Here is a 24,095-nt window from a genome sequence, read left to right on the forward strand (position 1 = left end):
CGGCCATTGACCCCTTCCTGTCGTTCTGTGTCGTTTTCCCGACGTGATGCAATGTTGAAAATTGTATTCAGGGTGTGTGTAGGCAAACGTTTACGTATCGATGATCAGGCGATCAGGTCAAGGCATGGAGTGAGATGTAATGGCAACTATTAAAGATGTAGCGAAGCGCGCAAACGTTTCCACTACAACTGTGTCACATGTAATTAACAAAACCCGTTTCGTTGCCGAAGAGACGCGTAATGCGGTATGGGCGGCGATTAAAGAGCTGCACTACTCGCCGAGCGCGGTGGCCCGCAGCCTGAAAGTCAATCATACAAAATCGATTGGCCTGCTAGCGACCAGTAGCGAAGCCGCCTATTTCGCTGAAATCATTGAGTCCGTGGAAAAGAGCTGTTTCCAGAAAGGCTATACTCTGATCCTCGGCAACGCCTGGAACGACCCGGAAAAACAGCGTGCCTATCTATCGATGATGGCGCAAAAACGCGTCGACGGTCTGCTGGTGATGTGTTCGGAATATCCGGATTCCGTCCTGAGCATGCTGGAAGAGTACCGCCATATTCCGATGGTGGTGATGGACTGGGGCGAAGCCAAAGCCGACTTTACCGATGCGGTGATCGATAACGCCTTCCAGGGCGGGTATATCGCCGGACGTTACCTGATTGAACGCGGTCACCGCGAAATCGGCGTGATCCCGGGCCCGCTGGAGCGCAACACCGGCGCGGGGCGACTGGCCGGCTTCATGCAGGCGATGAAAGAGGCGCATATCAGCGTGCCGGAAAACTGGATTGTACAGGGCGACTTCGAGCCGGAGTCCGGCTACCGCGCCATGCAGCAGATCCTCAGCCAGCAGCACCGTCCAACGGCGGTCTTCTGCGGCGGCGACATTATGGCGATGGGCGCCATCTGCGCCGCGGATGAAATGGGGCTGCGCGTGCCACAGGACATTTCGCTGATCGGTTATGATAATGTGCGCAACGCCCGCTATTTCAGCCCGGCGTTAACCACCATTCATCAGCCGAAAGATTCGCTGGGCGAAGCCGCGTTCAATATGTTGTTGGATCGTATCGTCAACAAGCGCGAAGAGTCGCAGTCTATCGAAGTGCACCCTCGGCTGGTCGAACGCCGCTCGGTGGCGGATGGCCCGTTTGTCGACTATCGTCGCTAAAGCATTGGCGGGCGCGGATCACTCCGGCGCCCGCAGCCACTCCCGATTCAACGTGTCGCTGTCCCCCAGGTAGTCCAGCATCCAGTTTAACGCCGGTGAAGCATCATTCTGCTGCCAGGTCAGACAGCAGGCCGCATCCGGAAACGGATTTTCCAGCGCCAGCGCGGTCCACTCGCCGCGATCCACCCATGGCCGGGCGAAATGGCTTGGCACCATGCCGACGCAGAGCCCTGCCGACAGACAGGTGGCTGACGATTCCCAGTCGGGGACCACTACCCTCTTCTGGTTATCCAGCAGCCACGTTGTCCTTTTTGGCAATGAACGCGAGGTATCCTCCCGCACCAGCGACGGCCAGTTGCGCAGGACATCATCGCTCAGCGGACCCGCCATCTTCGCCAGCGGATGATCGCTCGCCACCACGCAGTCCCAGCTCAGCATCCCCATATCGCGGAACGCGTAGCGCCCCCCGACAGGAATAGAGCGCGTTGCGCCAATCGCCAGCTCCACGCGGCCGTCGGCCAGCGCATCCCAAACGCCGTTGAACACTTCCTGGAAAACGATCAGTTCGACGTCGGGAAAATGGCGATAGAAATCCACGATCATCTGGCGCATCCGCGCGGGTTTCACGATATCGTCCACCGCGATTGACAACTGCCCGCGCCAGCCATTAGCGATTTGCTGGCACTGCTGGCGGGTGATCTGCATTTTTTTGATAACAGAGCGCCCTTCCTGTAAAAACCAGACCCCTGCAGGGGTCAGCTCCACGTCACGATGACGGCGCTCAAACAAGGGGACGGCCAGCCACTCTTCGAGCTGACGCACGGTATAGCTGACGGCGGAAGGCACCCGGTGCAGCTCCTGCGCCGCCGCGCTGAAGCTGCCGTTACGGGCGACGGCATCAACCACTTCCAGAGAGTATTCAGACCACATTTTCTGCCTGCAAAATTTTTGAATGCATGTGACAAATATTAGCGTTTCACAAGCCACCATGCACTCCCTACACTCTGCGGCATCGTACCTGTACTCCAAAAAAGAGAACGTTATGTCACAACCTGGGAAAGGATTTTTAGTCTGGCTGGCCGGTCTGAGCGTGCTGGGCTTTCTGGCCACCGATATGTACCTGCCGGCATTTGCCGCCATGCAGCAGGATCTCAACACCTCCGCCGCATCCATTAGCGCCAGCCTGAGCCTGTTCCTGGCCGGCTTCGCGCTGGGCCAGCTGTTCTGGGGGCCGCTGTCGGACCGCTACGGGCGCAAACCGGTGCTGCTGAGCGGCCTGACGATTTTCGCGGTCGGCTGCCTGGGGATGCTGTGGGTGCAGAACGCCACTCTGATGCTGGCGCTGCGCTTTCTGCAGGCGATTGGCGTCTGCGCCGCGGCGGTCACCTGGCAGGCGATGGTGACCGATTACTATCCCGCCCAGCGCACCAACCGCATCTTCGCCACCATTATGCCGCTGGTAGGGCTGTCGCCTGCGCTGGCCCCGCTGCTGGGCAGCTGGCTGCTGGTGCATTTCGAGTGGCAGGCCATCTTCGCCACCTTGTTTGCCATCACCCTGCTGCTGATGCTGCCTGCCCTGCGCCTGAAAGCCGCCGCTAAGTCGGCCACTGTGACTGAAAAGAAAATCACTTTTCTCGCGCTGCTGCGCTCCCGGGAATACAGCGGCAACGTCCTGATCTACGCCGCCTGTTCCGCCAGCTTCTTCGCCTGGCTTACCGGTTCGCCGTTTATCCTTCATGAGATGGGCTACGGCCCAACCGCTATCGGGTTGAGCTATATCCCGCAGACCATCGCTTTTCTGGTGGGCGGTTATGGCTGTCGCGCGCTGCTGCAAAAATGGTCCGGACAACAGATGCTCCCGTGGCTGTTAGTGATCTTCGCCGTCAGCGTCGCCGCCACCTGGCTGGTGGGTCTGCAAACGCATGCCTCGCTGGTGGCGTTAATGATCCCGTTCTGCCTGATGGCGGTAGTTAACGGCGGGATCTACCCTATCGTGGTCGCTCAGGCGCTGAAGCCTTTCCCGCAGGCAACCGGCCGCGCGGCGGCGCTGCAGAACACGCTCCAGCTTGGCCTGTGCTTCCTGACCAGCCTGTTAGTCTCCGCGCTGATCGCCACGCCGCTGCTGACCACCACCAGCGTGATGCTGGTCTCTATTTTGTTAGCCGGAGTGGGTTATCGACTGCAGCAGACGCCAGAGCTGGCGGCCCACTCTTCCCACGCCTGACGCCCGTCGCCAGAGCCCGGACCAGTGATTAGCACGCTAAGATATTTTTATTGAAAGCCAGTACTTAGCGTCCTATACTGGATCCGGGTTCACATAAATAAAAAATATTTAACAGATTAACGGATGCAGGATGCCTCCGTTTCACCATGGAAGGCCTTTCGGCAAGGGTTATCTCCCTTCCTCTGTTCTACGTCGGATAGCGACTTCACGGATTATCCGTGAGATTTCTCACAAAGCCAAAAAAGCGTCTACGCTGTTTTAAGGTTCTGATCACTTGGGCGTGATGGAGAAGCTATGAGTTCATCGTGTATAGAAGAAGTAAGTGTACCAAATGATGACTGGTACCGGATTGCAGCTGAATTGTTGGGCCGTGCGGGAATTGAAATCAACGGCTCCGCGCCGTCAGACCTGCGGATTAAAAACCCTCTTTTTTTTAAACGCGTATTGCAGGAGGGGTCGCTGGGTTTAGGCGAAAGCTATATGGACGGCTGGTGGGACTGCGAGCGTCTGGATATATTCTTCCATAAAGTGCTCCGCGCCGGGCTGGAAAAACAACTCCCTCATCATTTCAAAGACACACTCCGCATCGCAGGCGCTCGCCTGTTTAACCTGCAAAGTAAAAAACGCGCCTGGATTGTCGGCAAAGAGCACTATGACCTCGGCAACGATCTTTTCAGCCGGATGTTGGATCCCTACATGCAATATTCCTGCGGTTACTGGAAAGAGGCGCAGACCCTCGAAGCCGCGCAGCAGGATAAGCTGGATCTCATCTGCCGTAAGCTGGAGCTCGAGCCAGGCATGCGAGTGTTGGATATCGGCTGCGGCTGGGGCGGTCTTGCCGAATATATGGCGCGAAATTACCAGGTGAGCGTTGTCGGCGTGACCATCTCCGCCGAACAGCAAAAGATGGCCCAGGCGCGCTGCGATGGCCTTGACGTAGAGATTCGTCTTCAGGATTATCGCGATCTGCACGACAGCTTCGACCGCATTGTCTCCGTCGGCATGTTCGAGCATGTGGGTCCCAAAAATTACGCCACCTACTTTGAGGTCGCCGATCGTAATTTAAAACCCAACGGCCGCTTCTTACTGCACACCATCGGTTCCAAAGTCACCGACCATAACGTTGACCCGTGGATCAATAAATATATCTTCCCCAACGGCTGCCTGCCGTCGGTACGGCAGATCGCCGATGCCAGCGAGAAGCACTTTGTGATGGAAGACTGGCACAACTTCGGCGCCGATTACGACACCACCCTGATGGCCTGGTATGAGCGTTTCCTCGCCAGCTGGCCGGAAATTGCCGATAACTATTCAGAGCGTTTCAAACGCATGTTCACTTATTACCTGAACGCCTGCGCCGGCGCCTTCCGCGCCCGCGACATTCAGCTCTGGCAGGTGGTGTTCTCGCGCGGGGTTGAACACGGACTGCGCGTCGCCCGTTAAAACACAGTCCCCCGCTCACCGGCGGGGGATTTTTTTTCAGGCTTCACTGACCTTTGCCGCCATCTCTTTCGCCGCCAGCACGCGTTCGACCGTATCGACAACCGCCTGGGTTTGCGGGTCGATCTCGATATTGACGCGGTCGCCCAGCTTTTTCGCCCCCAGCGTGGTCCGCTGCAGCGTCTCCGGAATAAGATGCACGCAGAATCGGGTTGCCGTCACCTCACCTACCGTCAGGCTGATGCCATCGATACCGATGAATCCTTTATAAAGGATATATTTCATCAGCGTCGGGTCCTGTACTTTAAACCAGATCTGACGGTTATTTTCGGAAGTGAGGATCTTCACGATTTCCGCGGTGGTCATAATATGGCCGGACATCAAATGCCCGCCGATTTCATCACTGAATTTCGCCGCCCGCTCGACGTTAACTTCATCCCCGACCTGAATATCGCCGAGATTGGTAATCCGCAGCGTCTCTTTCATGAGATCAAAGCTGATGCGCGCGCCATTGATGTCGGTCACCGTCAGACAGCAACCGTTGTTGGCTACCGATGCCCCGGTTTCGAGCCCCTCCAGCATATGCGCCGGCAGCTCCACCACGTGGGTGCGAAAATTGGGTTTATCATCAATGGAGACCACTTTCGCGGTTCCCTGAACAATACCAGTAAACATGTTTGGCTCCTGTTGAAAATCATGACGGTATCATTACCGTTTTCGCTATCGGGAACAATAACAGGAGGGCTGAGCGGTTGCCAGCGCGCTTCGTGCCTCGACTCTTTTTTCACTGGCTTAATGGCTAATCCTCGCTACAATAGACTGGAATTTCCTCATTTTTATCCCCTTGCTGCCAGTTACGGCGGCTTTTTTAGTCTCAAAATAACAACAATACAAAGGTGTTCACGTGCAGAAGTATTTCATTGAAGCGCGTCAGTTATTAGCTCTGGCTATACCCGTCATTCTTGCGCAGGTAGCGCAGACGGCGATGGGTTTTGTCGATACCGTGATGGCGGGCGGCTACAGCGCCACCGATATGGCCGCGGTGGCCATCGGAACCTCCATCTGGCTGCCGGCCATTCTCTTCGGCCATGGGCTGCTGCTGGCGCTGACCCCGGTGGTGGCGCAGCTTAATGGCTCCGGGCGGCGTGAGCGTATCGCGCCGCAGGTGCGTCAGGGCTTCTGGCTGGCGGGGCTGGTCTCGGTGCTGATCATGGTCGTGCTGTGGAATGCCGGGTATATCATCAGCTCCATGCATAACATTGATCCGCTGCTGGCGGAGAAAGCGGTTGGCTATCTGCGCGCGCTGCTGTGGGGGGCGCCGGGCTATCTGTTCTTCCAGGTCGCCCGTAACCAGTGTGAAGGGCTGGCAAAAACCAAGCCCGGAATGGTCATGGGCTTTATCGGTTTACTGGTCAACATTCCGGTGAACTACATCTTTATCTATGGCCATTTCGGCATGCCAGAGCTGGGCGGCGTCGGCTGCGGCGTGGCGACCGCCTCCGTTTACTGGGTGATGTTTGCCAGCATGCTGTGGTGGGTGCGCCGGTCGCGTTCGATGCGCGATATCCGCTGCGCCGAGGGCTTCAGCGGCCCCGATTTCGCCGTCCTGCTGCGGCTGGTGCAGCTGGGGCTACCCATCGCCCTGGCGCTATTCTTCGAAGTGACCCTGTTTGCCGTCGTCGCGCTGCTGGTCTCGCCGCTCGGGATCATTGACGTCGCCGGCCACCAGATTGCGCTGAACTTCAGCTCGCTGATGTTCGTTCTGCCGTTGTCGCTGGCGGCCGCGGTCACCATTCGCGTCGGCTTCCGCCTCGGCCAGGGCTCAACGATCGATGCCCAGGTTTCCGCCCGTACGGGTGTGGGCGTGGGCGTCTGCCTGGCGGTGTTTACCGCTATCTTTACCGTGCTGATGCGCAAGCAAATTGCCCTGCTGTACAACGATAACCCGGAGGTGGTGATGCTGGCCTCGCATCTGATGCTGCTGGCGGCGGTCTACCAGATCTCGGACTCTATTCAGGTGATCGGCAGCGGTATCCTGCGCGGCTATAAAGATACGCGGTCTATCTTTTTTATCACCTTTACCGCGTACTGGGTGCTGGGTTTACCCAGCGGCTACCTGCTGGCGCTGACCGACGTGATTGTCCCCCGCATGGGGCCCGCCGGCTTCTGGTGCGGATTTATCATCGGCCTGACCTCCGCCGCTATTATGATGATGCTGCGGATGCGTTTTCTGCAGCGCCAGCCCTCCAGCATCATCTTACAGCGCGCCGCGCGCTAATCCTGCCAAAGCCCGCCACCCTGGCGGGCTTTTTCTTTCTTCAGTTATGTTCCGACGTTGTACATTCCGTTACTCCCCGACACCAAAGACTCACTGATGAGCGCCCCGGAGATGCATATAGTGTAGCCAACAGCCCCGCAGTGGGGTTACTCAGGAAACCAATTCGAGGATTTCAGCATGAAAAAAGTATTAGCTCTGGTTGTTGCCGCTGCTATGGGTCTGTCATCTGTGGCTTTCGCAGCCGACGCCGCGACCACCACCCCGGCTACCGCAGCCAGCCACACCACCGTTCACCACAAGAAACATCACAAAGCGGCGGCGAAACCGGCAGCCGAACAGAAAGCCCAGGCAGCGAAGAAACACCATAAAGCGGCGACAAAACCGGCCGTAGCGCAGAAAGCCCAGGCAGCGAAGAAGCATCACAAAGCCGCGGCGAAACCGGAAGCAGCGCAGAAAGCCCAGGCGGCGAAGAAGCACCATAAAGCGGCGCACCACGCAGCCAAACCGGCGGTACAACCGGCGGCATAACGGTCAGGCGTTAAGGTAATAAACCGGCGCTGAATAGCGCCGGTTTTTTTTCAGGAGGACATCATGCTGCAACGCTATCGCTTCGAATTGCTGTTGGTTATGCTCATCGTCTGCGCGCTGTTTACCCTTCGCTTGATGTTTAAATAGCGGGCTGCTGAACCCATTTACGGGCCGGCGGCGTATAGTCGCGGAAACCGGCGATAATCTCCTCTGGTGAAGCAGCAAACGGCAGCATCTCCGCGTAGCGCGAGTGCATAAATCCTTCCCGTACCATGTTATTGACCATCGCCTGCAGCGGATCGTAATACCCCTTGATATTCAGGAATGCGCACGGTTTTTCATGGATGCCCAACTGCGCCCAGGTCCACTGTTCGAAAATCTCTTCAAGCGTCCCCGCTCCGCCCGGCAGAGCAATAAAGCCGTCGGCCAGCGCCGCCATTTTGGTTTTCCGTTCGTGCATATCCTCCACCACATGCAGCTCCGTCAACCCGCGGTGGGCAATTTCCCGCTCCACCAGGCCGCGCGGCATTACGCCGATGACCGTGCCCCCGGCCTCCAGCGCCGCATCGGCAACCGCCCCCATCAAGCCAACTTTGCCGCCGCCATAGACAACAGCCAGTCCCTGCTGCGCAAGCATGTGGCCAACCCGTCGGGCAGTTTCGAGATACAGCGGATGTTCGCCAGCTGAAGAACCGCAGAAAATACCAATCGATTTCATCTTCCTTATTACTCCTCTCTTCTGGTGGGCGATAATTTAACACAACGGCAACCCTTACGCGCAGGGTGAGACCGGCAAAGAAAAGAGAGGCGAGGCGCCTGCTGGCGAAGAAATATCCTTGTGGTTCAGTAAAATATCGCCGGAGTGGGTAAAAGATCCGCAATCGCATACAATGTACAAGAAAAGTGACGTTTACCTCTTGCCACATCCCCTGCCTGCCGCTAATATGCGTCCCCGTTGTCACCACAACATTGCGTTCGTAGCTCAGTTGGTTAGAGCACCACCTTGACATGGTGGGGGTCGTTGGTTCGAGTCCAATCGAACGCACCATTATGCGTTTATAGCTCAGTTGGTTAGAGCACCACCTTGACATGGTGGGGGTCGTTGGTTCGAGTCCAATTAAACGCACCATAATGCGTCTGTAGCTCAGTTGGTTAGAGCACCACCTTGACATGGTGGGGGTCGATGGTTCGAGTCCATTCAGACGCACCAATCTCGTTTCGTATCATTCCCTCTCAACATTAGCCTGCTGCATCGTGACCGGAAAACGCACGCCTTCTGCGCTTCCAGCCTGAACGTCATCGAACCCTGCCAGCGACAAAGCGAAACCCGATTATTCGCGACTATGAATAGCCTGCGCCATCGCCAGGGCATCCTCCCCTGCCGGCAACCGCGAAGGGGCTTGAGGATCGTTCACCATCCGCCAGACGGCCTGAGCCACATCGACAGCCTGCGTCACGCTGGCGTTATCCTGGATGCTGTCGAGGATCTGCTGGCCGAGCGGCGCATAGCTCTCCGGGAGCTGGCCCATCGTTCGACGCGCGTTTTCCCCGAAGCGGGTCTGGGGAGCGCGTCCCGGCAGGATCACACCGACGCGAATATTAAAGGGCCGCAGCTCCAGCGCCAGCGACTCCGTGAAGGCATTCACCGCCGCTTTACTCGCGGTATAGACCGCCAGCAGGGGCATCGGCTGCAGGGTGACCGCCGAGGTGATATTAATGATCGTCCCGCTACGGCGCGCTCTGAACCGGGGAAGTACCGCCTGGGTCATGGCGATAGTCCCAAGCGTGTTGGTGGCAAACAGGTTCGCTATCGCCTCGTGCGACGCCCCCTCCAGGGCATTGAGCATCCCCACTCCGGCGTTATTGACCAGAACGTCAATCTCTCTGGCCTCGGCAATCGCCTCGGCGATACTCTGCGCTGAGGTGACGTCAAGACGCACCAGCCGCAGACGGTCGCTGGCCGGCAACAGATCCTCGCGCGGAACCCGCATCGTGGCGATAACCTTCCAGCCCTGTTCAAGAAAATAACGCGCCGTCTCCAGACCAAAACCCGATGAACAGCCGGTGATCATAATCGTTTGCATATCTCTGTCTCCGATTGGTTTCTTCCTTTTCATCATAGACAGCCCGCTCCGGACGATATAGGGTCAATAATCCATTATTCTTTAGCAGGAGTCCGGAAATGAGCGACCCGCTGGCGGAAATCATAGCGATGCTCAATCTCAGAGCGGTGCTGACCAAAACCATTGAGGGGGCGGGAGAATGGCGCGTTAAACGTTCAGACCAGGGAATGTCGTTCTACGGCGTGGTACTGGAAGGCGGCTGTCGGCTGGAAATAGACCAGCATGAACCGCAGATCCTGCGCGCCGGGGATTTTATGTTGATCCCGGCGGCGTACCGCTTCGCGTTAACCAGCCTGACCCCGCCGCCTTCACCGGCGCTGGAGACCACCCCGGTGAAGCTTGCGGCGGAACACTTTCGCCTGGGAGCTCTCGACCAGCCAGCGGAGATGCAGGCGCTGATTGGCCACTGCGCTGCCGATTCGGATAACGCCAGCCTGCTAACCTCCCTGCTGCCCGCCTTAGTGGTGGTTCGCAACCAGCCGCGGCTGGCCACCTTTGTCGGGCTGCTGAAAGAGGAAGCCCAGGCGGATCGCGCAGGCAAATCTTTCGTTCTGGCGCGGATGGTTGAGCTGCTGTTTATCGAGGCCATCCGATCCTGCGGAACGCTCGCCACCCCCGGACTGATGCGCGGCCTGAGCGACCCGCGGGTCGCCCAGGCAATCCGCCTGCTACATCAGGCCCCCGCCAGACGCTGGACCGTCAACGCCCTGGCCGCCGACTGCGCGCTGTCTCGCTCGACGTTATTTGAACGCTTTACCGGCCTGACCGGAATGACCCCGATGGGCTATTTGTTGAGCTGGCGCATGACCCTGGCCATGCAGTGGCTGGGCGAGACGGGCATCAGCATAACGGATATCGCCGAGCGCCTCGGCTATGGCTCGACCAGCGCGTTCAGCGTGGCCTTTACCCGATATGCCGGGATATCGCCGGGCAAATATGCCCGCCAGCGGGCGGCGCAGTGCCCCCAAGGCCCGCCATAAGTTAACCTGCCGCAATCGTCGTCTGCAGCCAGCGCTCAAACACCTGCAGCGCCGGCTCCCCCTCGCCGCCGCCGGGTTTGATCAGGCAAAAGCGCTTGGCCAGCGTCGGCAAGCCCGGCCATGGGGCGACCAGCGTCCCGCTGCGCAGTTCGCTCTCCACATACATCTTCGGCACCAGGGCCACGCCCTGCTGGCTGAGTACCGCAGCGATTGCCATCTCATGCAGATCATAGCGCGGCCCCTGCGCCGGGTTATCCAGCGCCAGACCGCACTCGCGGGCATAGTGCAGCCAGGCGTCCGGGTTTTGCCGCCGATGAATGCGCGGCAGCCGGTTCAGCAGCCCCGGGAGATCGTCATCCGTCAGCAGCGCGGCATGACAGACCGGCAGCAGATACTCCGCAAATAAAAACGTTACATCCATTCCGGTCCACGCCGGGTGATCAAAATGGATGGCCGCATCAAATCCGCTGCCCGGCAGAATAAAGGGGTCGCTGCGGGCGGCGATATTGACCACGATATGCGGATGCTGCGCCGTGAACTGCCCGAGCCGGGGGATGAGCCAGCGGCTGGCGAAGGTGGGGAGCACGGCGATCTCGAGACTGCTGCCATCGGCGGGCATCCCGCTGACGTCGTGGGTTTCCCGCTCCAGCCTGCTGAGGATCTCGCGGACCTGTCTGGCATAGCGGGCGCCGGCCGGATTGAGCCGTACCCGGCTCCCGATCCTGTCAAATAGTTTGCTGTCGAGGAGCGCTTCCAGACGGGCGATCTGCCGGCTGATGGCCCCTTCCGTTAACGCGAGCTCCGCCGCCGCGCGGGCAAAGTTGCCGTGGCGGGCGGCGGCCTCAAAGGCCAGTAGCGCAGCGCTGCTGGGGATTTTACGACGCATAGCCAATGCTCCTTGTGCGGGCCCATTGAAATTCAGTGACAGAATATCACTGAGTGATGAATAAACATCGTTTTTCAGCGCCATTATTGCCGGATAGGATGAGGAAAACTCACTAAAGCGCGTTATGCGCTGAATCATCTGTCTCTCGAGGTCACTATGCTCTATGTCGTCGAATGCGCCTACACCGACCCGCAAAGCGAAGCGGCGTGGAATACCTTTTACAATCGGGAAAAATTGCCGGCGCTGGTCTCGGTGCCCGGTTTTCATGCCTCCCAGCGCTTCTGCGCGTTCAGCGAGGGCTGCCCTCGCTACCTGGCCCTACACGATATCCGCGATGCCGCCGTCCTCGACAGCGACGCCTATCGCCGCAATGGTGGGGGTCATTTTGCCCGCTGGCAATCGGCGATCGCCGACTGGCATCGCCACCTCTATCTCACGACTCACGCGCTGCGGGAGGTGGCTCCTGACGAGGTGCTGCTGCTGAGCGATACCGCGGAAGCCCTGCCCGTCGCTGCGCCGATCGTCCTGCAGCCCGGGGGTCTGGCCACCCGGCATACCCGCTATGCCGCCATCGTCCCGCGTGACGACCTGCATCACCGGGTCAACTCTGCCGCGGTCTTTATCTATCAGCCCATTACCGCCAGGTTGCGTCACCCGGCGGAGCAAGCGTGAGGTCAACATGACACCTGCTCCCTTTTATACCCTGACAGCAGGCGACCTGACGATAAGCGCCATCAGTGATGGTCAGATGACAGCGCCGCTGACGCTACTCGCGGGGATCGCCCCTGAAGAGGCGGCGCGTCTGCAGCGCCAGGCCGGGTTAACCTCGGCGGAGGCCATCGAGATCGGCGCTTACCTGATCCGCGGACGCGGGCACACGCTGCTAGTGGATACCGGCACCGGCGGGGCCAACGGCGTCGGCGGCGCGCTTATTGCCAATCTGGCGCTGCTCGGCGTGCGCCCTGAGGAAATTGACACCATCCTTCTCACCCACGCGCACCCGGACCATATCGGCGGCCTGCTGACCGCCGCCGGTACACCGGCTTATCCCAACGCCATGGTGTTCCTGCCCTCGCGGGAAAGCGCTTACTGGCTGGCGCCATCGACACTGGACAACGCCAGCGATCGTGGACAACGTAACGTGCTGCTCGTCCGCCGCATAATGGCGATCTGCGCGACGCAAATTCGTGATATTGATGAAGACGAGCCGGTAGCCGGGATCCGGCCATGTCCCCTGCCCGGGCATACGCCAGGGCATACCGGATATCGCCTTGAGGCGGGCGGAACGTCGCTGCTAATATGGGGGGATATCGTCCACTTTCCCTCGATCCAGAGCGCCCGGCCAGATGTGTCGGTGGCATTTGACGTCGATCCTGACCAGGCCCGGCATACACGGGAAAGTCTGCTGCGCCAGGCCGCCCGCGAACGGTGGCTCATCGCCGGTATGCATCTTGGCCTGCCGGGTTTCGCCCGCGTGGAGAATACCGCCTCAGGCTACTGCCTGCGCCCGGTGTGACCTTCGCGGCGAACACCGATCACAGCGAAACCCCGGTCGTGACATTAACGCGACCGGGGCGTGGTGTCTGGGGAAGTGGACTAGCCGTTAACCGCGGCTCTTCCAGCCTTTTTTACTTTTGCAGCTGGCTTTGGTGGCGACCCATGGGTGACGCAGCTGGGTCAACTGAAGATCCTGAGAGGCCGGGCTGGCGGACCAGCGTTTGTTGCACAGAGGCTTACGAGTTGCAATGACCATAAAAACGCTCCTGAAAGTAATGAACAGTTCCCTGGGTAATTCCATAAGTTCAGAATCAGCTTATCACCGCTTAAACGTAGTTATTTCAATCTTTGTTTTGCTATGTAAATGGTGATTGCCATCTGAAAGGTATTAAATTGATCTAGATCAATGTAAGTGCGATTTTTTGATTTCGCCACCTATATTTTCAACCGTTTAACTTCGGCCACCGCTTGATTAAGACTTTTCCTATACCACATAATCCAACAGAAGAGGGCAATATTATCAGATTTTTATTCTAGTTATGTATGCTAATGTGGTTAATTGTTTTGATTATTCTAGCTAATAAAATTCACTTGGTCAGACCGCCGCAGGCGGTTACTCTGCACCGGCAATACGGGGATTTGTCAGGGAGTGGTGGATGACTACAGGCTATAAACTACTTGGCTATAAGTTAGCGGATAATATTTTCTACTGCCTGCATCATCGGGAAATTATCGCGTTACGTGGGACGCGAACGCAGGTTCAGCTGCGCAGCACCATGGCTTGTTTACTGGAGTATTTGCTGGCGCATGGCAGAGAACGTCTGGTCAGCGATGAAGAGTTAATGATTAACGTCTGGGAAAAAAATAATCTCCGTCCGTCCGCGCAGCGATTATGGCAGGTTATCCAGACCCTAAAATCTCGCTTAAACCAGGCGGGGGTCGAAAGCACGTTAATTGTCCGCGTTAAATGCGCAGGGTATTATATTAACCCTGCTTGCGTAGCCGAAATTTATTCCTTCAAACCGCCGGGCATGATGAATTATATAAATAACTCGCCTGCTGATATGAATAAGCTCCTGGTTCGCAACTAATCTCCTCTCCACGCCGTTTAGATCGCTTGCAACAGGATTTATTCTTTGAATATTTTAATTCACAGCAATAATATTTATTTTAATATCGGCCTCGCCCAGTGTTTCAGAGATATTCAGGAAACCCTGCCCGGTCTGAATATTATTCATTCACTGCCGCTCAGCCATCTGCCCGATCTGGCCGGGATGGATGTAATTATTTTAGCGCTGGAAAACTATCACGATTATCAGGCCGCTGCTGAATTAGCCCAGCGCTATCCCGGTCTGGTGGTCGGATTTACCTCCGCCAACAATGTGAGACGCGGACGCGCCTTTTACGCGGATACCCTCCTGTGGGTCAGCCAACGGGAAAGCGTTCACGAGATCGGCCGCCTTCTGCGCCGGCTGGCAGACCGTAGCCGCCCTTTCGCGCCGCGCCATCAGCGTCAGAGTCACTCCTCCCGGCTGCGAGCCCCACTTAATGACCTGGAGATGCAGATGATTCGTGGCGTGGTCGACGGACAGTCAATTAATCAGATGGCGGACGCGCTGGGGGTTAATCGCAAGCGGGTTTATAACGGACTGGAGCGGATCAAAATGAATTTTCGCCTCGTCAGCCATACTCATTTTCATCATTTTATGACCGCGGAGGCCACGTTTAGCCACCTCTGCGCCGATCTCAGCTGCTATAGACCAGGAGTACGGCCAGCCCGGCAACGACGTGCCGCATCGCGACCGGCCGAAAATCATTCATATAATTTGAATGAGTTTCGCAAATTGTTTTGATTTTAACCACGAGGTATTGCGCGTATTCTTTATCACATCAGGGCGACAAGCTCTATATCAGACACCAGATTAAGGAATACGACCATGAAATCCATCAAAACTTTCGTTGCTGTTGCTGCACTGTCACTGTTCTCTTCCGTTAGCTTCGCCCAGAGCGTCAGCGCCACCGCCTCCACCCTGGACCGTGCTGAAGCCAAAATCGCCGCCCAGGCCGCTGAGCAGGGTGCGTCCTATAAAATCACCAGCGCCCAGTTTAATAATCGCGTCCATATGACGGCTGAGCTGAGCAAATAATCTCTTCGTTCTTTCGCAATGAAAAAAGCGCCGTCAAAAACGGCGCTTTTTTTTCGCCTCTTTCTCCGGGCAGTGATTTCCTGAGCGGCGCGCTGTGGCGTTCAGCCAATTCCGGGCCAATACTTACCGTATCCCCCGGAAAAGAGAACCCGATGATGAAAGCCTGGATCGTCAACAAACCCGGTTCACTGGACAATCTGCAGCTTGTCGATCTTGCCGACCCCGGCGCGCCGGCGGCAGGCGAGATCCGCGTAGCGCTCCACGCCACCTCCCTGAATTATCACGATTTGCTGGTAGCGACGGGGGTGATTCCCACCGCCGATCGGCGGATCCTGATGGCGGACGGCGCGGGGGTGGTCGAAGCGGTTGGCGCCGGAGTCAGCGAGTTTCAGCCAGGCGACCGGGTGGTGGCTGGCTTTTTCCCGCAGTGGCTGGATGGCCGTCCTGGCCCGCAGGTGAAGGACTTCAGCCAGACCCCGGGCGACGGCGCCGAGGGGTTTGCCTGCCAGTATGTGGTCAGACCGGCCAGCCATTTTACCCATGCGCCTGGCGGATGGAGCTTCAGGGAAGCGGCGACTATCACCACCTCCGGCCTCACCGCCTGGCGCGCGCTGGTGGTGGAGGGGCGGCTAAAAGCGGGCGATACGGTGCTGACGCTCGGCACCGGCGGCGTGTCGATAACCGCCCTGCAGCTGGCGAAAAGCATGGGCGCGCAGGTCATCGTCACCTCCTCATCAGATGAAAAGCTCGCCCGCGCGCGCGCCCTGGGGGCTGACCATCTCATCAATTACCGCACCACCCCGGCGTGGGGTGCTACGGTGCAGGACATCACCGGTCATCGCGGGGCCGATATTATCCTCGAGCTCGGCGGACCGGGCACCCTGAGCCAGTCGTTCGAAGCCGTCCGTGTTGGCGGACACATCGCCCTCATCGGCGTCCTGACTGGCTTCGAAGGTCATGTGCCCACCCATCTGCTGATGAGTAAACAGGCCCGGTTGCAGGGGCTAGTGGTGGGTCATCGCCGGCAACAACAGGACTACGTCAACGCGCTGAACCTGCAGGCGTCGCGGCCGGTCATCGATAAAGTGTTTGATTTTGCGGCCTTACCAGACGCCTTCCGCTATCTGCAAAGCGGCGCCCATTTCGGCAAAATTTGCGTGGAGTGGTAGGGGTGAGGAGATGAGATGAACAGGGCCTCCGTGCCCTGAGAACGGCTTTATTCGAAAAAGACGTCCGGATTGTCCGACAGCGAAACAAAGGATTTCGTGTTTTTATCCAGCGCCTGAATCTCGCCGCTTTCAATGTCGTAGAACCAGCCGTGCAGGCGCAGGGTATGGTCGCGCAGGCCGACGGCCACCGACGGGTGGGTTTTGATGTTGTTCAGCTGAGCGATGACGTTTTCCTGCACCATGCCGTTGACCTTATCGGTTTCGCTGGCCCAGGTTTTCTTTTCCACCACCGCTTTCGCAGCATCAGCGTAGCGCAGCCAGTGAGACACCGCCGGCATCGGCTCCAGGCACTGGCAGGTGGCGATCGCTTTCATCGCCCCGCAGTTTGAGTGGCCGCAGATCACGATATCAGTCACGCCCAGCGCAACCACGGCATACTCAATGGTCGCGGATACACCGCCCGGCTCCGGCCCGAAAGACGGCACGATATTCCCGGCATTACGAATAACAAAGAGCTGTCCCGGCTCCTGCTGGGTAACCAGTTCCGGCACCAGACGGCTGTCAGAGCAGGAGATGAAAAGCGCTTTGGGATTCTGGCTGGAAGCCAGGCTGCGGAAGAGCTCTTTACGCTGGGGGAAGATCTCTTTCTGGAAGTTGAGGAAGCCCTCAATGATATGTTGCATAGCAGTGTCTCTTCTCTGTAGTTATTACGGTATGACAAAGATCACAGTTATTCAGTTTACCATTGCTGACAAGAATGGGAATCGTTATTCAAACAGTTGCGCAGAAAACGCGCGCCGCGGATGCCCATTCAGCCTCGCCTATTCCACAGGGTTTTCACGTGCTTTCCTGAGCCAGTTTGCTACTCTGTCTGCTCGTACCGTCCCCATGTTGCCGACCGCCTGACGGCGGCGAACACACCAGGAGTTGCTATGTTCTTATCCAGCCTGATGGCCATTGCCGCGGTGCTGATCATGGGCGTGATCAGTCCCGGCCCGAGCTTTATTTTTGTCGCGCGCAATGCGGTCGCCCGCTCGCGCCTGCACGGTCTGGTGACCGCCCTCGGCACCGGCGCCGGCGCCGCCATTTTTTCTATTATGGCGATGCTGGGCCTGCAGAAGGTGCTCACCGCGGTGCCAGAGCTGTTTATTGGCTTGAAAGTAGCGGGCGGGCTCTACCTGTTATGGCTGGGCTATAAGATTTTCCGCGGTTCGGCGCAGCCGATGGATTTTTCCGCCAGCGGTATGGCCGGCAACCGTTCGTTGCTGAAGACCTTCCGCGACGGGCTGTATACCCAGCTGAGCAATCCCAAAACCGCGCTGGTGTTTGCCTCGATTTTTACCGCCCTGCTGCCGACGCAGATCCCCACCGCGTTCTATTACATCGTGCCGCTGATGAGTTTTCTGATTGACGTTAGCTGGTATTCACTGGTGGCGCTGGTGCTCTCCGCCGATCGCCCGCGTCGGGTCTACCTGCGGTTGAAGCGCCGAATCGATATCGCCACCGCGACGGTGCTGGGGGCGCTGGGCCTGCGGCTTATCGCGACCTCACTCACCCGCTAGCGGCTACACGGTATGGATACGGATATCGTGTTGCTGAAAGGCAACGCGATATTCGCGACTAATATTCTCCTCCACCACCAGCACATCGATATCGCTGCTCGCGGCCACCACGAACCGCGCCACCGCCGGAATTTTATCCGAGGTCAGGCCGATGATAATTTCGCTGCACTGCTTAATCACCGCTTTCTTAAACTCACAGTCGGCATAGTCAAAGCCGGTCAGGCCTGACTCTGGCGCCATGGCGCAGCCGCCGATAAACCCCTGGTCGAATAACATCCCCTGCACCTGAGCCACCGCCGCGGCCCCAACGCAGCCCCCGCTCGCCCGCTGCACCTGACCGCCGAGCATCACCACGTCGTAGAGCGGCTTTTTCACCAGCACCGCGGCGATCTCCGGAGAGTTCGTCACCACCGTCAGCGCAAGCTCGGCGGGCAGCGCCTCGGCCATCGCCAGATTGGTGGTGCCGGTATCAATGAAAATAGTGCCGCCGGGTTTCACCAGCCGGGCGCACTGCTGCGCGATCCTGAGTTTTGTTGCTCGGTTTTTATCTTTCCGTTCACTGTAGTCTCCCGCTTCCGGCAGGCTCAACACCGCCCCGCCGTAGACTTTTTTACAGACGCCTTCGCGGCTAAGCTCATGCAGATCGCGGCGGATAGTATGCTCAGACACCTGAAGACGCGCCGCCAGATCCGCACACACCACCCTGCCGTTTTCCTGCAGGATCTGGCAAATCAGCGCTTGTCGCTGTTGGGGAAAAGCAGCATAATCGAGCAAAGCAACTCCTTAAATAATCATAAACGAGCAACAGTAAGCATGATCGTCTGCCCTGCTGTGTTTGTCAATGTTCCTGCCCGGAGGTTTACCATGAAAATTGCCCATTTCGCTCTGTGGACCCAACAGCTTGAGGCTCAGGCCCGCTTCTGGGTCGAGTTCTTTGCCGCCAGTATTAATGAAAAATACCTCAGCCAGACCAACCCCGGATTTGCCTCCTATTTTGTCACCATCGACGACGAAGTAGTGATCGAGCTGATGACCAAGCCTGGCCTGCAGCAGGCCAGCGCGGATAATAACCATACCGGCTGGGCGCATCTGGCCCTCTCGGTGGGCGGCGCAGAACAGGTCGATGCCCTTGCCCAACGCGCCGGAGCGGCGGGAATACTGGTTTCACCCCCGCGCACCACCGGCGACGGCTATTATGAGGCGGTGATCGCCGATCCCGATGGCAACCTGATTGAAATCGTCGCATAGTCAGTAGACCGCCAGCTATAAGGAGGCATCCATGGCACGTTACCGGATCATCGACACAGCGGCCTGGCCCCGCCGGGACCATTTCACCTTTTACCGACAATTTGCCAACCCCAGCTTTAATCTCTGCGTTCCGATAGAGGCGCAGCGCCTGTACGAATGTGCGAAGGACCGGCGGGTCTCATTTTTTCAGCTCGCGCTCTATGCCCTGCTGCGCGCGGCCAACGGGGTGCCGCAGCTCCGGCAGCGCGTGCGCGATGGCGAGGTGATTGAATATGACAGCCTGGCGGTCATGACGCCGGTGATGACCGTCGAGGAGGGCTTCCGCCAGGTATGGTGCGACAACGCTGCCGAGTTCACCGCCTTCAGCGCCGCGGCAACGCCGAAGATCGTCGCGGCAAGAGAGACATCGCCGGCGCCGCTCATCGTCGATGGCGAACATTTTATCTGCGCCAGCTGTCTGCCGTGGCTCCACTTTACTTCGATGACCCATGCGGAATACGCGGTGGGCGCCGCGGTTCCTGCGCTCACCTGGGGGAAACTGCAGAACGGCGTGATCCCGGTAGCCGGGCGATTTAACCATGCCTTCGTCGATGGTCTCCATGCCAGCCGCTTTTATGCCCTCGTCGAAGCGGGGTTTCGTGACCCCGAGCGGCTCTGGCAGCCGCTAACCGCGACCGCCCCCTCACTGCTCCCCCCTACGGCGAAGGATCGCTGAGAACTCGCCACACTCACCGCCGGGCAGTCTTCCCTCTGTCCGGAGGTCGCTTTTCCCTAACTGTCGCCTTTGCAACAGGCAGCGCAAAAGCGCGCTGCATTTGCAGCAGTCCGCTCCGTCAGCAGACATAGCCACCCCGCTAAATATCGCCAACCTGCCTTCCTCTCTCGCTGGCACGTGTTTTGCTTACTCATACATATAACCCATGGGCATTATGAATAATTTATTTATCCAATTTACGCATAAGCTATTCACTGAATAAGAGAGAAGATGATGTCAGCCAGTTCACCCGCTCTGCCTTACACCCAGTCCTCGCCGCAGGCGCATATTATTGCCAGCGATGCGGAAGCCCTCGCCATCGCCGATGAGATCGCCGCCGTGCTCAAACCCGGCGCCGCCGAGCGCGACCGCACGGGTATCGTCCCGGTGGAGATCGTCAACACCTACTCCAACAGCGGGCTGTGGGGTATTACGGTGCCGCGCCGCTTTGGCGGCGCCGAGGTCTCGGCCGCGACCCTGGCGCAGGTCATTGCCATTCTTTCCGCGGCCGATCCATCGTTAGGTCAGATTCCCCAGAACCACTATTGCCTGCTGGAAGATATTCGTCTGCAGGGCAGCGACGACCAGCAGGCGTTTTTTTTCGCCCAGGTACTGCAAGGCTATCGCTTCGCCAATGCCCTGTCGGAAACCGGGGGGAAAACGGTCCTCGATATTCGTACCCGTATCGTGCAAGGCGCCGAGGGGCTGCGGATCAATGGCCGTAAAGGCTATTGCACCGGATCACTGTATGCCCACTGGATTGGCATTCTGGCGCTGGATGCTGACGATCGCGCCCAGCTCGCCTTTGTGCCACAGAACAGCCCGGGGCTGACGGTGGTCGATGACTGGGCGTGCCTCGGTCAGCGAACTACCGCCAGCGGCACCGTACTGGCCGATAATCTTCCGGTCAATCCCTTCCACCTTTTCCCAACGTGGAAGTCCTACGCCAGCCCGACCCTTGCCGGCCCCTTTGCCCAGTTGACCACCGCGGCGATAGACGCCGGTATCGCCCGCGCGGCGCTGGACGATACCGTGGCGTTCGTGCGCAACAGCGCCCGACCGTGGATCGACGCCGGTGTGGCGCGAGCCAGTGACGACCCGCTGACTATCTACCATATCGGTCAGCTGGATAGCCGTCTTGCCGCTGCCGACGCGCTGCTGGAGCGGGCCGGACGGGTGCTCGACCGCTATAAAAATGACCTCAGTGAGGAACATGTCGCCGAGGCATCGCTGGCCGTCGCCCGCGCCAAAATCTGGACCACTGAAGTGGCGCTGGAGGCCGCCAGCCGCCTGTTTGAGCTGGGGGGCACGCGGGCTACCGGTGAGTCGCTCAACCTCGACCGCCACTGGCGCAATGCCCGGGTGCACACCCTGCACGACCCGGTACGCTGGAAGTATCAGCTGCTCGGAAACTGGGTGCTGAACGGTATTCGTCCGCAACGACATGACTGGAACTGATATGACGAGTCTGCTGGCATTTTTCGCACAAATCGACTGGAGCGATGTGGCCCAGGCCGCCCTCGATACCCTCACCATGCTGGCCTGGTCGCTGGGCTGGACCGTGCTGCTGGGCCTTCCGCTGGGGATCGTACTCTATCTCACCGGCGAGCCGCGTTTGCTGTACGCCCCGCGTCTTTACCGCCTGTTGTCATTGTGCGTCAACGTGCTGCGCTCCCTGCCGTTCATCATTTTACTCATTGTTATGATCCCGTTGACCACGTTGCTGACCGGCACCTCGCTGGGGGTGGAAGGAACCATTCCGCCGCTGGTCGCCGGCTGCGCCCCGTTCTTCGCCCGGCTGGTGGAAACCGCTCTGCGCGAGGTGGAGCACGGCCTGGTGGAGGCCAGCTGGTCGATGGGCGGCAGCACCTGGCAGCTTATCTGGCACACGCTGTTACCGGAGTCGCGGGCCGGGCTGATCGCCGCTGTGACCGTGACGGCCATTTTGCTGGTCGACTACACCTCGATGGCGGGGGTGATTGGCGGCGGTGGGCTGGGCGATCTGGCCATTCGTTTTGGTTATCAGCGCTTTCAGACTGACGTGATGGTGGTCACCGTCCTGATGCTGATTGCGCTGGTACAGCTTCTGCAAATGAGCGGCGACCGCCTGGTGCGCTACGTCAGCCGCAAATAACTTACCCTTCCAGGTTTCAGGAATCACTATCATGAAAAAATCCATTATCGCCGCCGGACTTCTGGCCCTCTTCTCCACCACAGCAATGGCTAACGAGACGCTGATCGTCGGCGCCACGCCGGTACCGCATGCGGAAATCCTGGAGTTTGTGAAGCCCGTGTTGGCAAAGGAAGGCGTCGATTTACAGATCAAAGTATTTAACGATTTTATACAGCCCAATCAGCAGCTGGCGGAGAAACACCTCGACGCTAACTACTACCAGTACCGTCCGTTTCTCGATAACTACAACCAGACCCGGCATACCAACCTTGTTCCGGTGGTCGGGGTGCATATCGAACCTTTCGGCGCCTACTCCAGCAAATACACGAGTCTCACCGCGGTGCCTGACGGGGCGACGATCGCCATTCCTAACGATCCGGTGAACACTGGACGCGCGCTGGTGATGTTAAGCAACGCCGGGCTGATTACCCTCAAGGATCCGCACAATCCGCAATCGGCAACGAAGGACATTACCAGCAACCCGCATCACTTTAAAATCCGCGAACTGGAGGGCGCCATGCTGGCGCGGGCGGTGAAGCAGGTCGACCTCGCCTTTATCTTTGCCAACTATGCGCTGGAGGCCGGTATCGACACCGATAAAGCGTTGCTGGTGGAAAAAGGCAGCGATCTGTACGTCGAATATCTGGTGGCGCGTCCGGACAATATTCAGGACCCGGGCATTCAGAAACTGGCGCAAGCGCTGCATTCGGACGCCGTTCGTCAGTTCATTCTGACGCGTTATCAGGGCAAAATTTTACCCGGATTTTAATCACCGCGGGCAGCGGCGACAGCCGCTGCCCGGGCTAACGGAGCGCATCATCGTGACGCATATCCCCGCCCCACCGATCCATATTGAGTTTGCTGGTATCAGCAAAGCCTATCCTAACGGCGTGCAGGCGCTACAGGACATTGACCTGACCATCCGTCAGGGCGAAATTTTCGGCATCATCGGCCGCAGCGGCGCCGGAAAATCCACCCTGCTGCGCCTGTTTAATCGCCTGGAAAGTGCCGATAGCGGCGAGATGTTCATCCACGGCGAGTCGACCGTTCGCTACTCCACGCGCCAGCTGCGCGACCTGCGTCGGCGGGTGGCGATGATTTTTCAGCACTTTAATCTGATGGCCACCAAAACCGTGGCGCAGAATATTGCGCTGCCGCTGAAGATGGCTGGCATCCCGGCCGGCGAACGTCAGCGGCGGGTTACGGAAATGCTTGAGCTGGTGGGCCTCAGCGCCCTGCGCGACAGCTACCCTGCCCGCCTTTCCGGCGGCCAGAAACAGCGAACCGGCATCGCCCGGGCGCTGGTCACTCAACCGGAAATTCTGCTGTGCGATGAGGCAACTTCGGCGCTGGATCCGGAAAACACCTTGTCGGTGTTAACCCTGCTGAAGGAGATTAACCAGCGCCTGGGGCTGACTATCGTGCTGATCACTCACGAAATGGAGGTTATTCGCACCCTCTGCGATCGGGTCAGCGTGCTCGAAGGCGGACGCATTGTCGAACAGGGGGAGGTCTGGCGCGTGTTTGGCAACCCGCAACATCCGGTGACGCGCGCTATGCTCGGCCTGCAGCACCCCGATCGCCCGGAGGCCAGGCCATCGCTGCGCGACGGCGAGCAGATCGTGACCTTACGGTTTGACGGCAGCAGCGGTCGCGAACCCAATCTGCAGCATATCGCCAGCCTGCTGGGGGGCGACGCCCGCCTGCTGTACAGCAACTGCGAGCGTATCCAGGGCCGGGTCATCGGCCAGCTGCAGGTCCGGCTGAGCGGGCCGCTGGCCGCCAGCGCGCTGGTGCAGGATGGCTGGGTCGCGGACAGCATTTTGACCCACCCTCTTCAGACAGCGGAAACCACTGCGCCATAGCCATAGAATGGAATTATATTTCCGATCCTTTGCTAAGGATAATTGGTTATAAATCA

The 24,095-nt window shown here is 58.5% G+C and carries 27 protein-coding genes and 3 tRNA genes; 22 read left to right on the plus strand and 8 right to left on the minus strand.

Features of this window, described 5'->3' with window-relative positions; translation table 11 throughout:
* The first annotated feature begins 139 nt into the window (after nucleotides 1-139).
* The gene (purR, locus tag CE636_RS04190; protein WP_004202888.1) at nucleotides 140-1,165 is read left to right on the plus strand and encodes an HTH-type transcriptional repressor PurR; all 1,026 of its coding nucleotides are present in this window, start codon (nucleotides 140-142) and stop codon (nucleotides 1,163-1,165) included.
* An 18-nt stretch (nucleotides 1,166-1,183) separates the two neighbouring features.
* On the opposite strand, the gene punR is transcribed toward purR, so the two are convergent.
* Nucleotides 1,184-2,095 (minus strand): DNA-binding transcriptional activator PunR, encoded by a 912-nt coding sequence (gene punR, locus CE636_RS04195; RefSeq protein ID WP_004202889.1) that lies wholly within the window; start codon nucleotides 2,093-2,095, stop codon nucleotides 1,184-1,186.
* A 112-nt stretch (nucleotides 2,096-2,207) separates the two neighbouring features.
* On the opposite strand from punR, the gene punC reads away from it, so the two are divergent.
* On the plus strand, nucleotides 2,208-3,389 hold the full coding sequence (gene punC, locus CE636_RS04200) for a purine nucleoside transporter PunC (protein ID WP_017899526.1): 1,182 nt from the start codon (nucleotides 2,208-2,210) through the stop codon (nucleotides 3,387-3,389).
* Nucleotides 3,390-3,683: 294 nt separating this feature from the next.
* Nucleotides 3,684-4,832 (plus strand): cyclopropane fatty acyl phospholipid synthase, encoded by a 1,149-nt coding sequence (cfa, locus tag CE636_RS04205; protein ID WP_017899527.1) that lies wholly within the window; start codon nucleotides 3,684-3,686, stop codon nucleotides 4,830-4,832.
* A 36-nt stretch (nucleotides 4,833-4,868) separates the two neighbouring features.
* Here the strand turns inward: cfa and CE636_RS04210 are convergent, their stop codons facing one another.
* The gene (locus CE636_RS04210) at nucleotides 4,869-5,504 is read right to left on the minus strand and encodes a riboflavin synthase (protein WP_004202894.1); all 636 of its coding nucleotides are present in this window, start codon (nucleotides 5,502-5,504) and stop codon (nucleotides 4,869-4,871) included.
* Between the two features lie 229 nt (nucleotides 5,505-5,733).
* On the opposite strand from CE636_RS04210, the gene mdtK reads away from it, so the two are divergent.
* Complete coding sequence (gene mdtK, locus CE636_RS04215) at nucleotides 5,734-7,107, plus strand: MdtK family multidrug efflux MATE transporter (protein WP_004202895.1); 1,374 nt, start codon at nucleotides 5,734-5,736, stop codon at nucleotides 7,105-7,107.
* A 177-nt stretch (nucleotides 7,108-7,284) separates the two neighbouring features.
* Entirely contained in the window at nucleotides 7,285-7,635 is a 351-nt protein-coding gene (gene asr / locus CE636_RS04220; RefSeq protein WP_004202896.1) for an acid resistance repetitive basic protein Asr, read from the plus strand.
* 139 nt (nucleotides 7,636-7,774) lie between these two features.
* Here asr and CE636_RS04225 read toward each other — a convergent pair whose 3' ends face one another.
* On the minus strand, nucleotides 7,775-8,353 hold the full coding sequence (locus tag CE636_RS04225) for a TIGR00730 family Rossman fold protein (RefSeq protein WP_017899529.1): 579 nt from the start codon (nucleotides 8,351-8,353) through the stop codon (nucleotides 7,775-7,777).
* Between the two features lie 253 nt (nucleotides 8,354-8,606).
* On the opposite strand from CE636_RS04225, the gene CE636_RS04230 reads away from it, so the two are divergent.
* From CE636_RS04230 to CE636_RS04240, 3 genes are all read left to right on the plus strand, one after another.
* A tRNA-Val gene (locus tag CE636_RS04230) sits at nucleotides 8,607-8,683 on the plus strand.
* Nucleotides 8,684-8,687: 4 nt separating this feature from the next.
* Nucleotides 8,688-8,764, plus strand: a tRNA-Val gene (locus CE636_RS04235).
* A gap of 4 nt (nucleotides 8,765-8,768) precedes the next feature.
* A tRNA-Val gene (locus tag CE636_RS04240) sits at nucleotides 8,769-8,845 on the plus strand.
* Nucleotides 8,846-8,966: 121 nt separating this feature from the next.
* Here CE636_RS04240 and CE636_RS04245 read toward each other — a convergent pair.
* Complete coding sequence (locus CE636_RS04245) at nucleotides 8,967-9,719, minus strand: SDR family oxidoreductase (RefSeq protein WP_017899530.1); 753 nt, start codon at nucleotides 9,717-9,719, stop codon at nucleotides 8,967-8,969.
* 98 nt (nucleotides 9,720-9,817) lie between these two features.
* Here CE636_RS04245 and CE636_RS04250 point away from each other — a divergent pair, with 98 nt between their 5' ends.
* Nucleotides 9,818-10,738, plus strand: a complete 921-nt coding sequence (locus tag CE636_RS04250) for an AraC family transcriptional regulator (RefSeq protein WP_017899531.1) — start codon at nucleotides 9,818-9,820, stop codon at nucleotides 10,736-10,738.
* Between the two features lies 1 nt (nucleotide 10,739).
* On the opposite strand, the gene CE636_RS04255 is transcribed toward CE636_RS04250, so the two are convergent.
* Nucleotides 10,740-11,624, minus strand: a complete 885-nt coding sequence (locus CE636_RS04255; RefSeq protein ID WP_017899532.1) for a LysR substrate-binding domain-containing protein — start codon at nucleotides 11,622-11,624, stop codon at nucleotides 10,740-10,742.
* A gap of 156 nt (nucleotides 11,625-11,780) precedes the next feature.
* Between CE636_RS04255 and CE636_RS04260 the strand changes: the two genes are divergently transcribed.
* Complete coding sequence (locus CE636_RS04260; RefSeq protein WP_017899533.1) at nucleotides 11,781-12,296, plus strand: hypothetical protein; 516 nt, start codon at nucleotides 11,781-11,783, stop codon at nucleotides 12,294-12,296.
* Between the two features lie 7 nt (nucleotides 12,297-12,303).
* Complete coding sequence (locus tag CE636_RS04265) at nucleotides 12,304-13,140, plus strand: MBL fold metallo-hydrolase (RefSeq protein WP_025999172.1); 837 nt, start codon at nucleotides 12,304-12,306, stop codon at nucleotides 13,138-13,140.
* An 87-nt stretch (nucleotides 13,141-13,227) separates the two neighbouring features.
* Here CE636_RS04265 and CE636_RS28520 read toward each other — a convergent pair whose 3' ends face one another.
* Nucleotides 13,228-13,377 (minus strand): hypothetical protein, encoded by a 150-nt coding sequence (locus tag CE636_RS28520; protein WP_002907802.1) that lies wholly within the window; start codon nucleotides 13,375-13,377, stop codon nucleotides 13,228-13,230.
* A 400-nt stretch (nucleotides 13,378-13,777) separates the two neighbouring features.
* On the opposite strand from CE636_RS28520, the gene CE636_RS04270 reads away from it, so the two are divergent.
* The 4 genes from CE636_RS04270 (at nucleotide 13,778) to CE636_RS04285 (ending at nucleotide 16,437) form a co-directional block, all read left to right on the plus strand.
* Nucleotides 13,778-14,212 carry a winged helix-turn-helix domain-containing protein gene (locus CE636_RS04270; RefSeq protein ID WP_017899535.1) on the plus strand — a complete coding sequence of 145 codons (435 nt, stop codon included), beginning with the start codon at nucleotides 13,778-13,780 and terminating at the stop codon, nucleotides 14,210-14,212.
* A 45-nt stretch (nucleotides 14,213-14,257) separates the two neighbouring features.
* A complete protein-coding gene (locus CE636_RS04275) occupies nucleotides 14,258-14,974 on the plus strand; it encodes a hypothetical protein (protein ID WP_017899536.1) in 717 nt (238 codons plus the stop codon).
* An 84-nt stretch (nucleotides 14,975-15,058) separates the two neighbouring features.
* Entirely contained in the window at nucleotides 15,059-15,268 is a 210-nt protein-coding gene (locus CE636_RS04280; protein WP_004202908.1) for a YdgH/BhsA/McbA-like domain containing protein, read from the plus strand.
* A 152-nt stretch (nucleotides 15,269-15,420) separates the two neighbouring features.
* Complete coding sequence (locus CE636_RS04285) at nucleotides 15,421-16,437, plus strand: zinc-dependent alcohol dehydrogenase family protein (protein ID WP_017899537.1); 1,017 nt, start codon at nucleotides 15,421-15,423, stop codon at nucleotides 16,435-16,437.
* 47 nt (nucleotides 16,438-16,484) lie between these two features.
* On the opposite strand, the gene CE636_RS04290 is transcribed toward CE636_RS04285, so the two are convergent.
* The gene (locus tag CE636_RS04290; protein WP_004202911.1) at nucleotides 16,485-17,120 is read right to left on the minus strand and encodes a carbonic anhydrase; all 636 of its coding nucleotides are present in this window, start codon (nucleotides 17,118-17,120) and stop codon (nucleotides 16,485-16,487) included.
* A 249-nt stretch (nucleotides 17,121-17,369) separates the two neighbouring features.
* Between CE636_RS04290 and CE636_RS04295 the strand changes: the two genes are divergently transcribed.
* Complete coding sequence (locus CE636_RS04295; protein ID WP_004202913.1) at nucleotides 17,370-17,999, plus strand: LysE family translocator; 630 nt, start codon at nucleotides 17,370-17,372, stop codon at nucleotides 17,997-17,999.
* A gap of 3 nt (nucleotides 18,000-18,002) precedes the next feature.
* On the opposite strand, the gene CE636_RS04300 is transcribed toward CE636_RS04295, so the two are convergent.
* A complete protein-coding gene (locus CE636_RS04300; RefSeq protein ID WP_004202915.1) occupies nucleotides 18,003-18,773 on the minus strand; it encodes a DeoR/GlpR family DNA-binding transcription regulator in 771 nt (256 codons plus the stop codon).
* A gap of 90 nt (nucleotides 18,774-18,863) precedes the next feature.
* On the opposite strand from CE636_RS04300, the gene CE636_RS04305 reads away from it, so the two are divergent.
* The 6 genes from CE636_RS04305 (at nucleotide 18,864) to CE636_RS04330 (ending at nucleotide 24,039) form a co-directional block, all read left to right on the plus strand.
* Nucleotides 18,864-19,247 carry a VOC family protein gene (locus CE636_RS04305; RefSeq protein ID WP_004202917.1) on the plus strand — a complete coding sequence of 128 codons (384 nt, stop codon included), beginning with the start codon at nucleotides 18,864-18,866 and terminating at the stop codon, nucleotides 19,245-19,247.
* A gap of 31 nt (nucleotides 19,248-19,278) precedes the next feature.
* Nucleotides 19,279-19,962: a CatA-like O-acetyltransferase, family 1 gene (locus tag CE636_RS04310; protein WP_004202919.1), complete on the plus strand. Its 684-nt coding sequence runs from the start codon at nucleotides 19,279-19,281 to the stop codon at nucleotides 19,960-19,962.
* A gap of 270 nt (nucleotides 19,963-20,232) precedes the next feature.
* Nucleotides 20,233-21,459 (plus strand): SfnB family sulfur acquisition oxidoreductase, encoded by a 1,227-nt coding sequence (locus tag CE636_RS04315; protein WP_017899538.1) that lies wholly within the window; start codon nucleotides 20,233-20,235, stop codon nucleotides 21,457-21,459.
* 1 nt (nucleotide 21,460) lies between these two features.
* The gene (locus tag CE636_RS04320; protein WP_004202921.1) at nucleotides 21,461-22,135 is read left to right on the plus strand and encodes a methionine ABC transporter permease; all 675 of its coding nucleotides are present in this window, start codon (nucleotides 21,461-21,463) and stop codon (nucleotides 22,133-22,135) included.
* Between the two features lie 31 nt (nucleotides 22,136-22,166).
* Nucleotides 22,167-22,943, plus strand: a complete 777-nt coding sequence (locus tag CE636_RS04325) for a MetQ/NlpA family ABC transporter substrate-binding protein (protein WP_017899539.1) — start codon at nucleotides 22,167-22,169, stop codon at nucleotides 22,941-22,943.
* 52 nt (nucleotides 22,944-22,995) lie between these two features.
* Complete coding sequence (locus tag CE636_RS04330; protein WP_017899540.1) at nucleotides 22,996-24,039, plus strand: methionine ABC transporter ATP-binding protein; 1,044 nt, start codon at nucleotides 22,996-22,998, stop codon at nucleotides 24,037-24,039.
* Nucleotides 24,040-24,095 lie beyond the last annotated feature (56 nt).

This window comes from Klebsiella sp. LY (assembly GCF_004010915.1).
Classification (GTDB): domain Bacteria; phylum Pseudomonadota; class Gammaproteobacteria; order Enterobacterales; family Enterobacteriaceae; genus Klebsiella; species Klebsiella quasipneumoniae.

Excerpts from the sequence above, each read along its gene's own strand:
- purR (WP_004202888.1), top strand. The coding sequence starts at position 140 with ATGGCAACTATTAAAGATGTAGCGAAGCGCGCAAACGTTTCCACTACA.
- punR (WP_004202889.1), bottom strand. The coding sequence starts at position 2,095 with ATGTGGTCTGAATACTCTCTGGAAGTGGTTGATGCCGTCGCCCGTAAC.
- punC (WP_017899526.1), top strand. The coding sequence starts at position 2,208 with ATGTCACAACCTGGGAAAGGATTTTTAGTCTGGCTGGCCGGTCTGAGC.
- cfa (WP_017899527.1), top strand. The coding sequence starts at position 3,684 with ATGAGTTCATCGTGTATAGAAGAAGTAAGTGTACCAAATGATGACTGG.
- CE636_RS04210 (WP_004202894.1), bottom strand. The coding sequence starts at position 5,504 with ATGTTTACTGGTATTGTTCAGGGAACCGCGAAAGTGGTCTCCATTGAT.
- asr (WP_004202896.1), top strand. The coding sequence starts at position 7,285 with ATGAAAAAAGTATTAGCTCTGGTTGTTGCCGCTGCTATGGGTCTGTCA.
- CE636_RS04225 (WP_017899529.1), bottom strand. The coding sequence starts at position 8,353 with ATGAAATCGATTGGTATTTTCTGCGGTTCTTCAGCTGGCGAACATCCG.
- CE636_RS04245 (WP_017899530.1), bottom strand. The coding sequence starts at position 9,719 with ATGCAAACGATTATGATCACCGGCTGTTCATCGGGTTTTGGTCTGGAG.
- CE636_RS04250 (WP_017899531.1), top strand. The coding sequence starts at position 9,818 with ATGAGCGACCCGCTGGCGGAAATCATAGCGATGCTCAATCTCAGAGCG.
- CE636_RS04255 (WP_017899532.1), bottom strand. The coding sequence starts at position 11,624 with ATGCGTCGTAAAATCCCCAGCAGCGCTGCGCTACTGGCCTTTGAGGCC.
- CE636_RS04260 (WP_017899533.1), top strand. The coding sequence starts at position 11,781 with ATGCTCTATGTCGTCGAATGCGCCTACACCGACCCGCAAAGCGAAGCG.
- CE636_RS04265 (WP_025999172.1), top strand. The coding sequence starts at position 12,304 with ATGACACCTGCTCCCTTTTATACCCTGACAGCAGGCGACCTGACGATA.
- CE636_RS28520 (WP_002907802.1), bottom strand. The coding sequence starts at position 13,377 with ATGGTCATTGCAACTCGTAAGCCTCTGTGCAACAAACGCTGGTCCGCC.
- CE636_RS04270 (WP_017899535.1), top strand. The coding sequence starts at position 13,778 with ATGACTACAGGCTATAAACTACTTGGCTATAAGTTAGCGGATAATATT.
- CE636_RS04280 (WP_004202908.1), top strand. The coding sequence starts at position 15,059 with ATGAAATCCATCAAAACTTTCGTTGCTGTTGCTGCACTGTCACTGTTC.
- CE636_RS04285 (WP_017899537.1), top strand. The coding sequence starts at position 15,421 with ATGATGAAAGCCTGGATCGTCAACAAACCCGGTTCACTGGACAATCTG.
- CE636_RS04290 (WP_004202911.1), bottom strand. The coding sequence starts at position 17,120 with ATGCAACATATCATTGAGGGCTTCCTCAACTTCCAGAAAGAGATCTTC.
- CE636_RS04295 (WP_004202913.1), top strand. The coding sequence starts at position 17,370 with ATGTTCTTATCCAGCCTGATGGCCATTGCCGCGGTGCTGATCATGGGC.
- CE636_RS04305 (WP_004202917.1), top strand. The coding sequence starts at position 18,864 with ATGAAAATTGCCCATTTCGCTCTGTGGACCCAACAGCTTGAGGCTCAG.
- CE636_RS04310 (WP_004202919.1), top strand. The coding sequence starts at position 19,279 with ATGGCACGTTACCGGATCATCGACACAGCGGCCTGGCCCCGCCGGGAC.
- CE636_RS04315 (WP_017899538.1), top strand. The coding sequence starts at position 20,233 with ATGATGTCAGCCAGTTCACCCGCTCTGCCTTACACCCAGTCCTCGCCG.
- CE636_RS04320 (WP_004202921.1), top strand. The coding sequence starts at position 21,461 with ATGACGAGTCTGCTGGCATTTTTCGCACAAATCGACTGGAGCGATGTG.
- CE636_RS04325 (WP_017899539.1), top strand. The coding sequence starts at position 22,167 with ATGAAAAAATCCATTATCGCCGCCGGACTTCTGGCCCTCTTCTCCACC.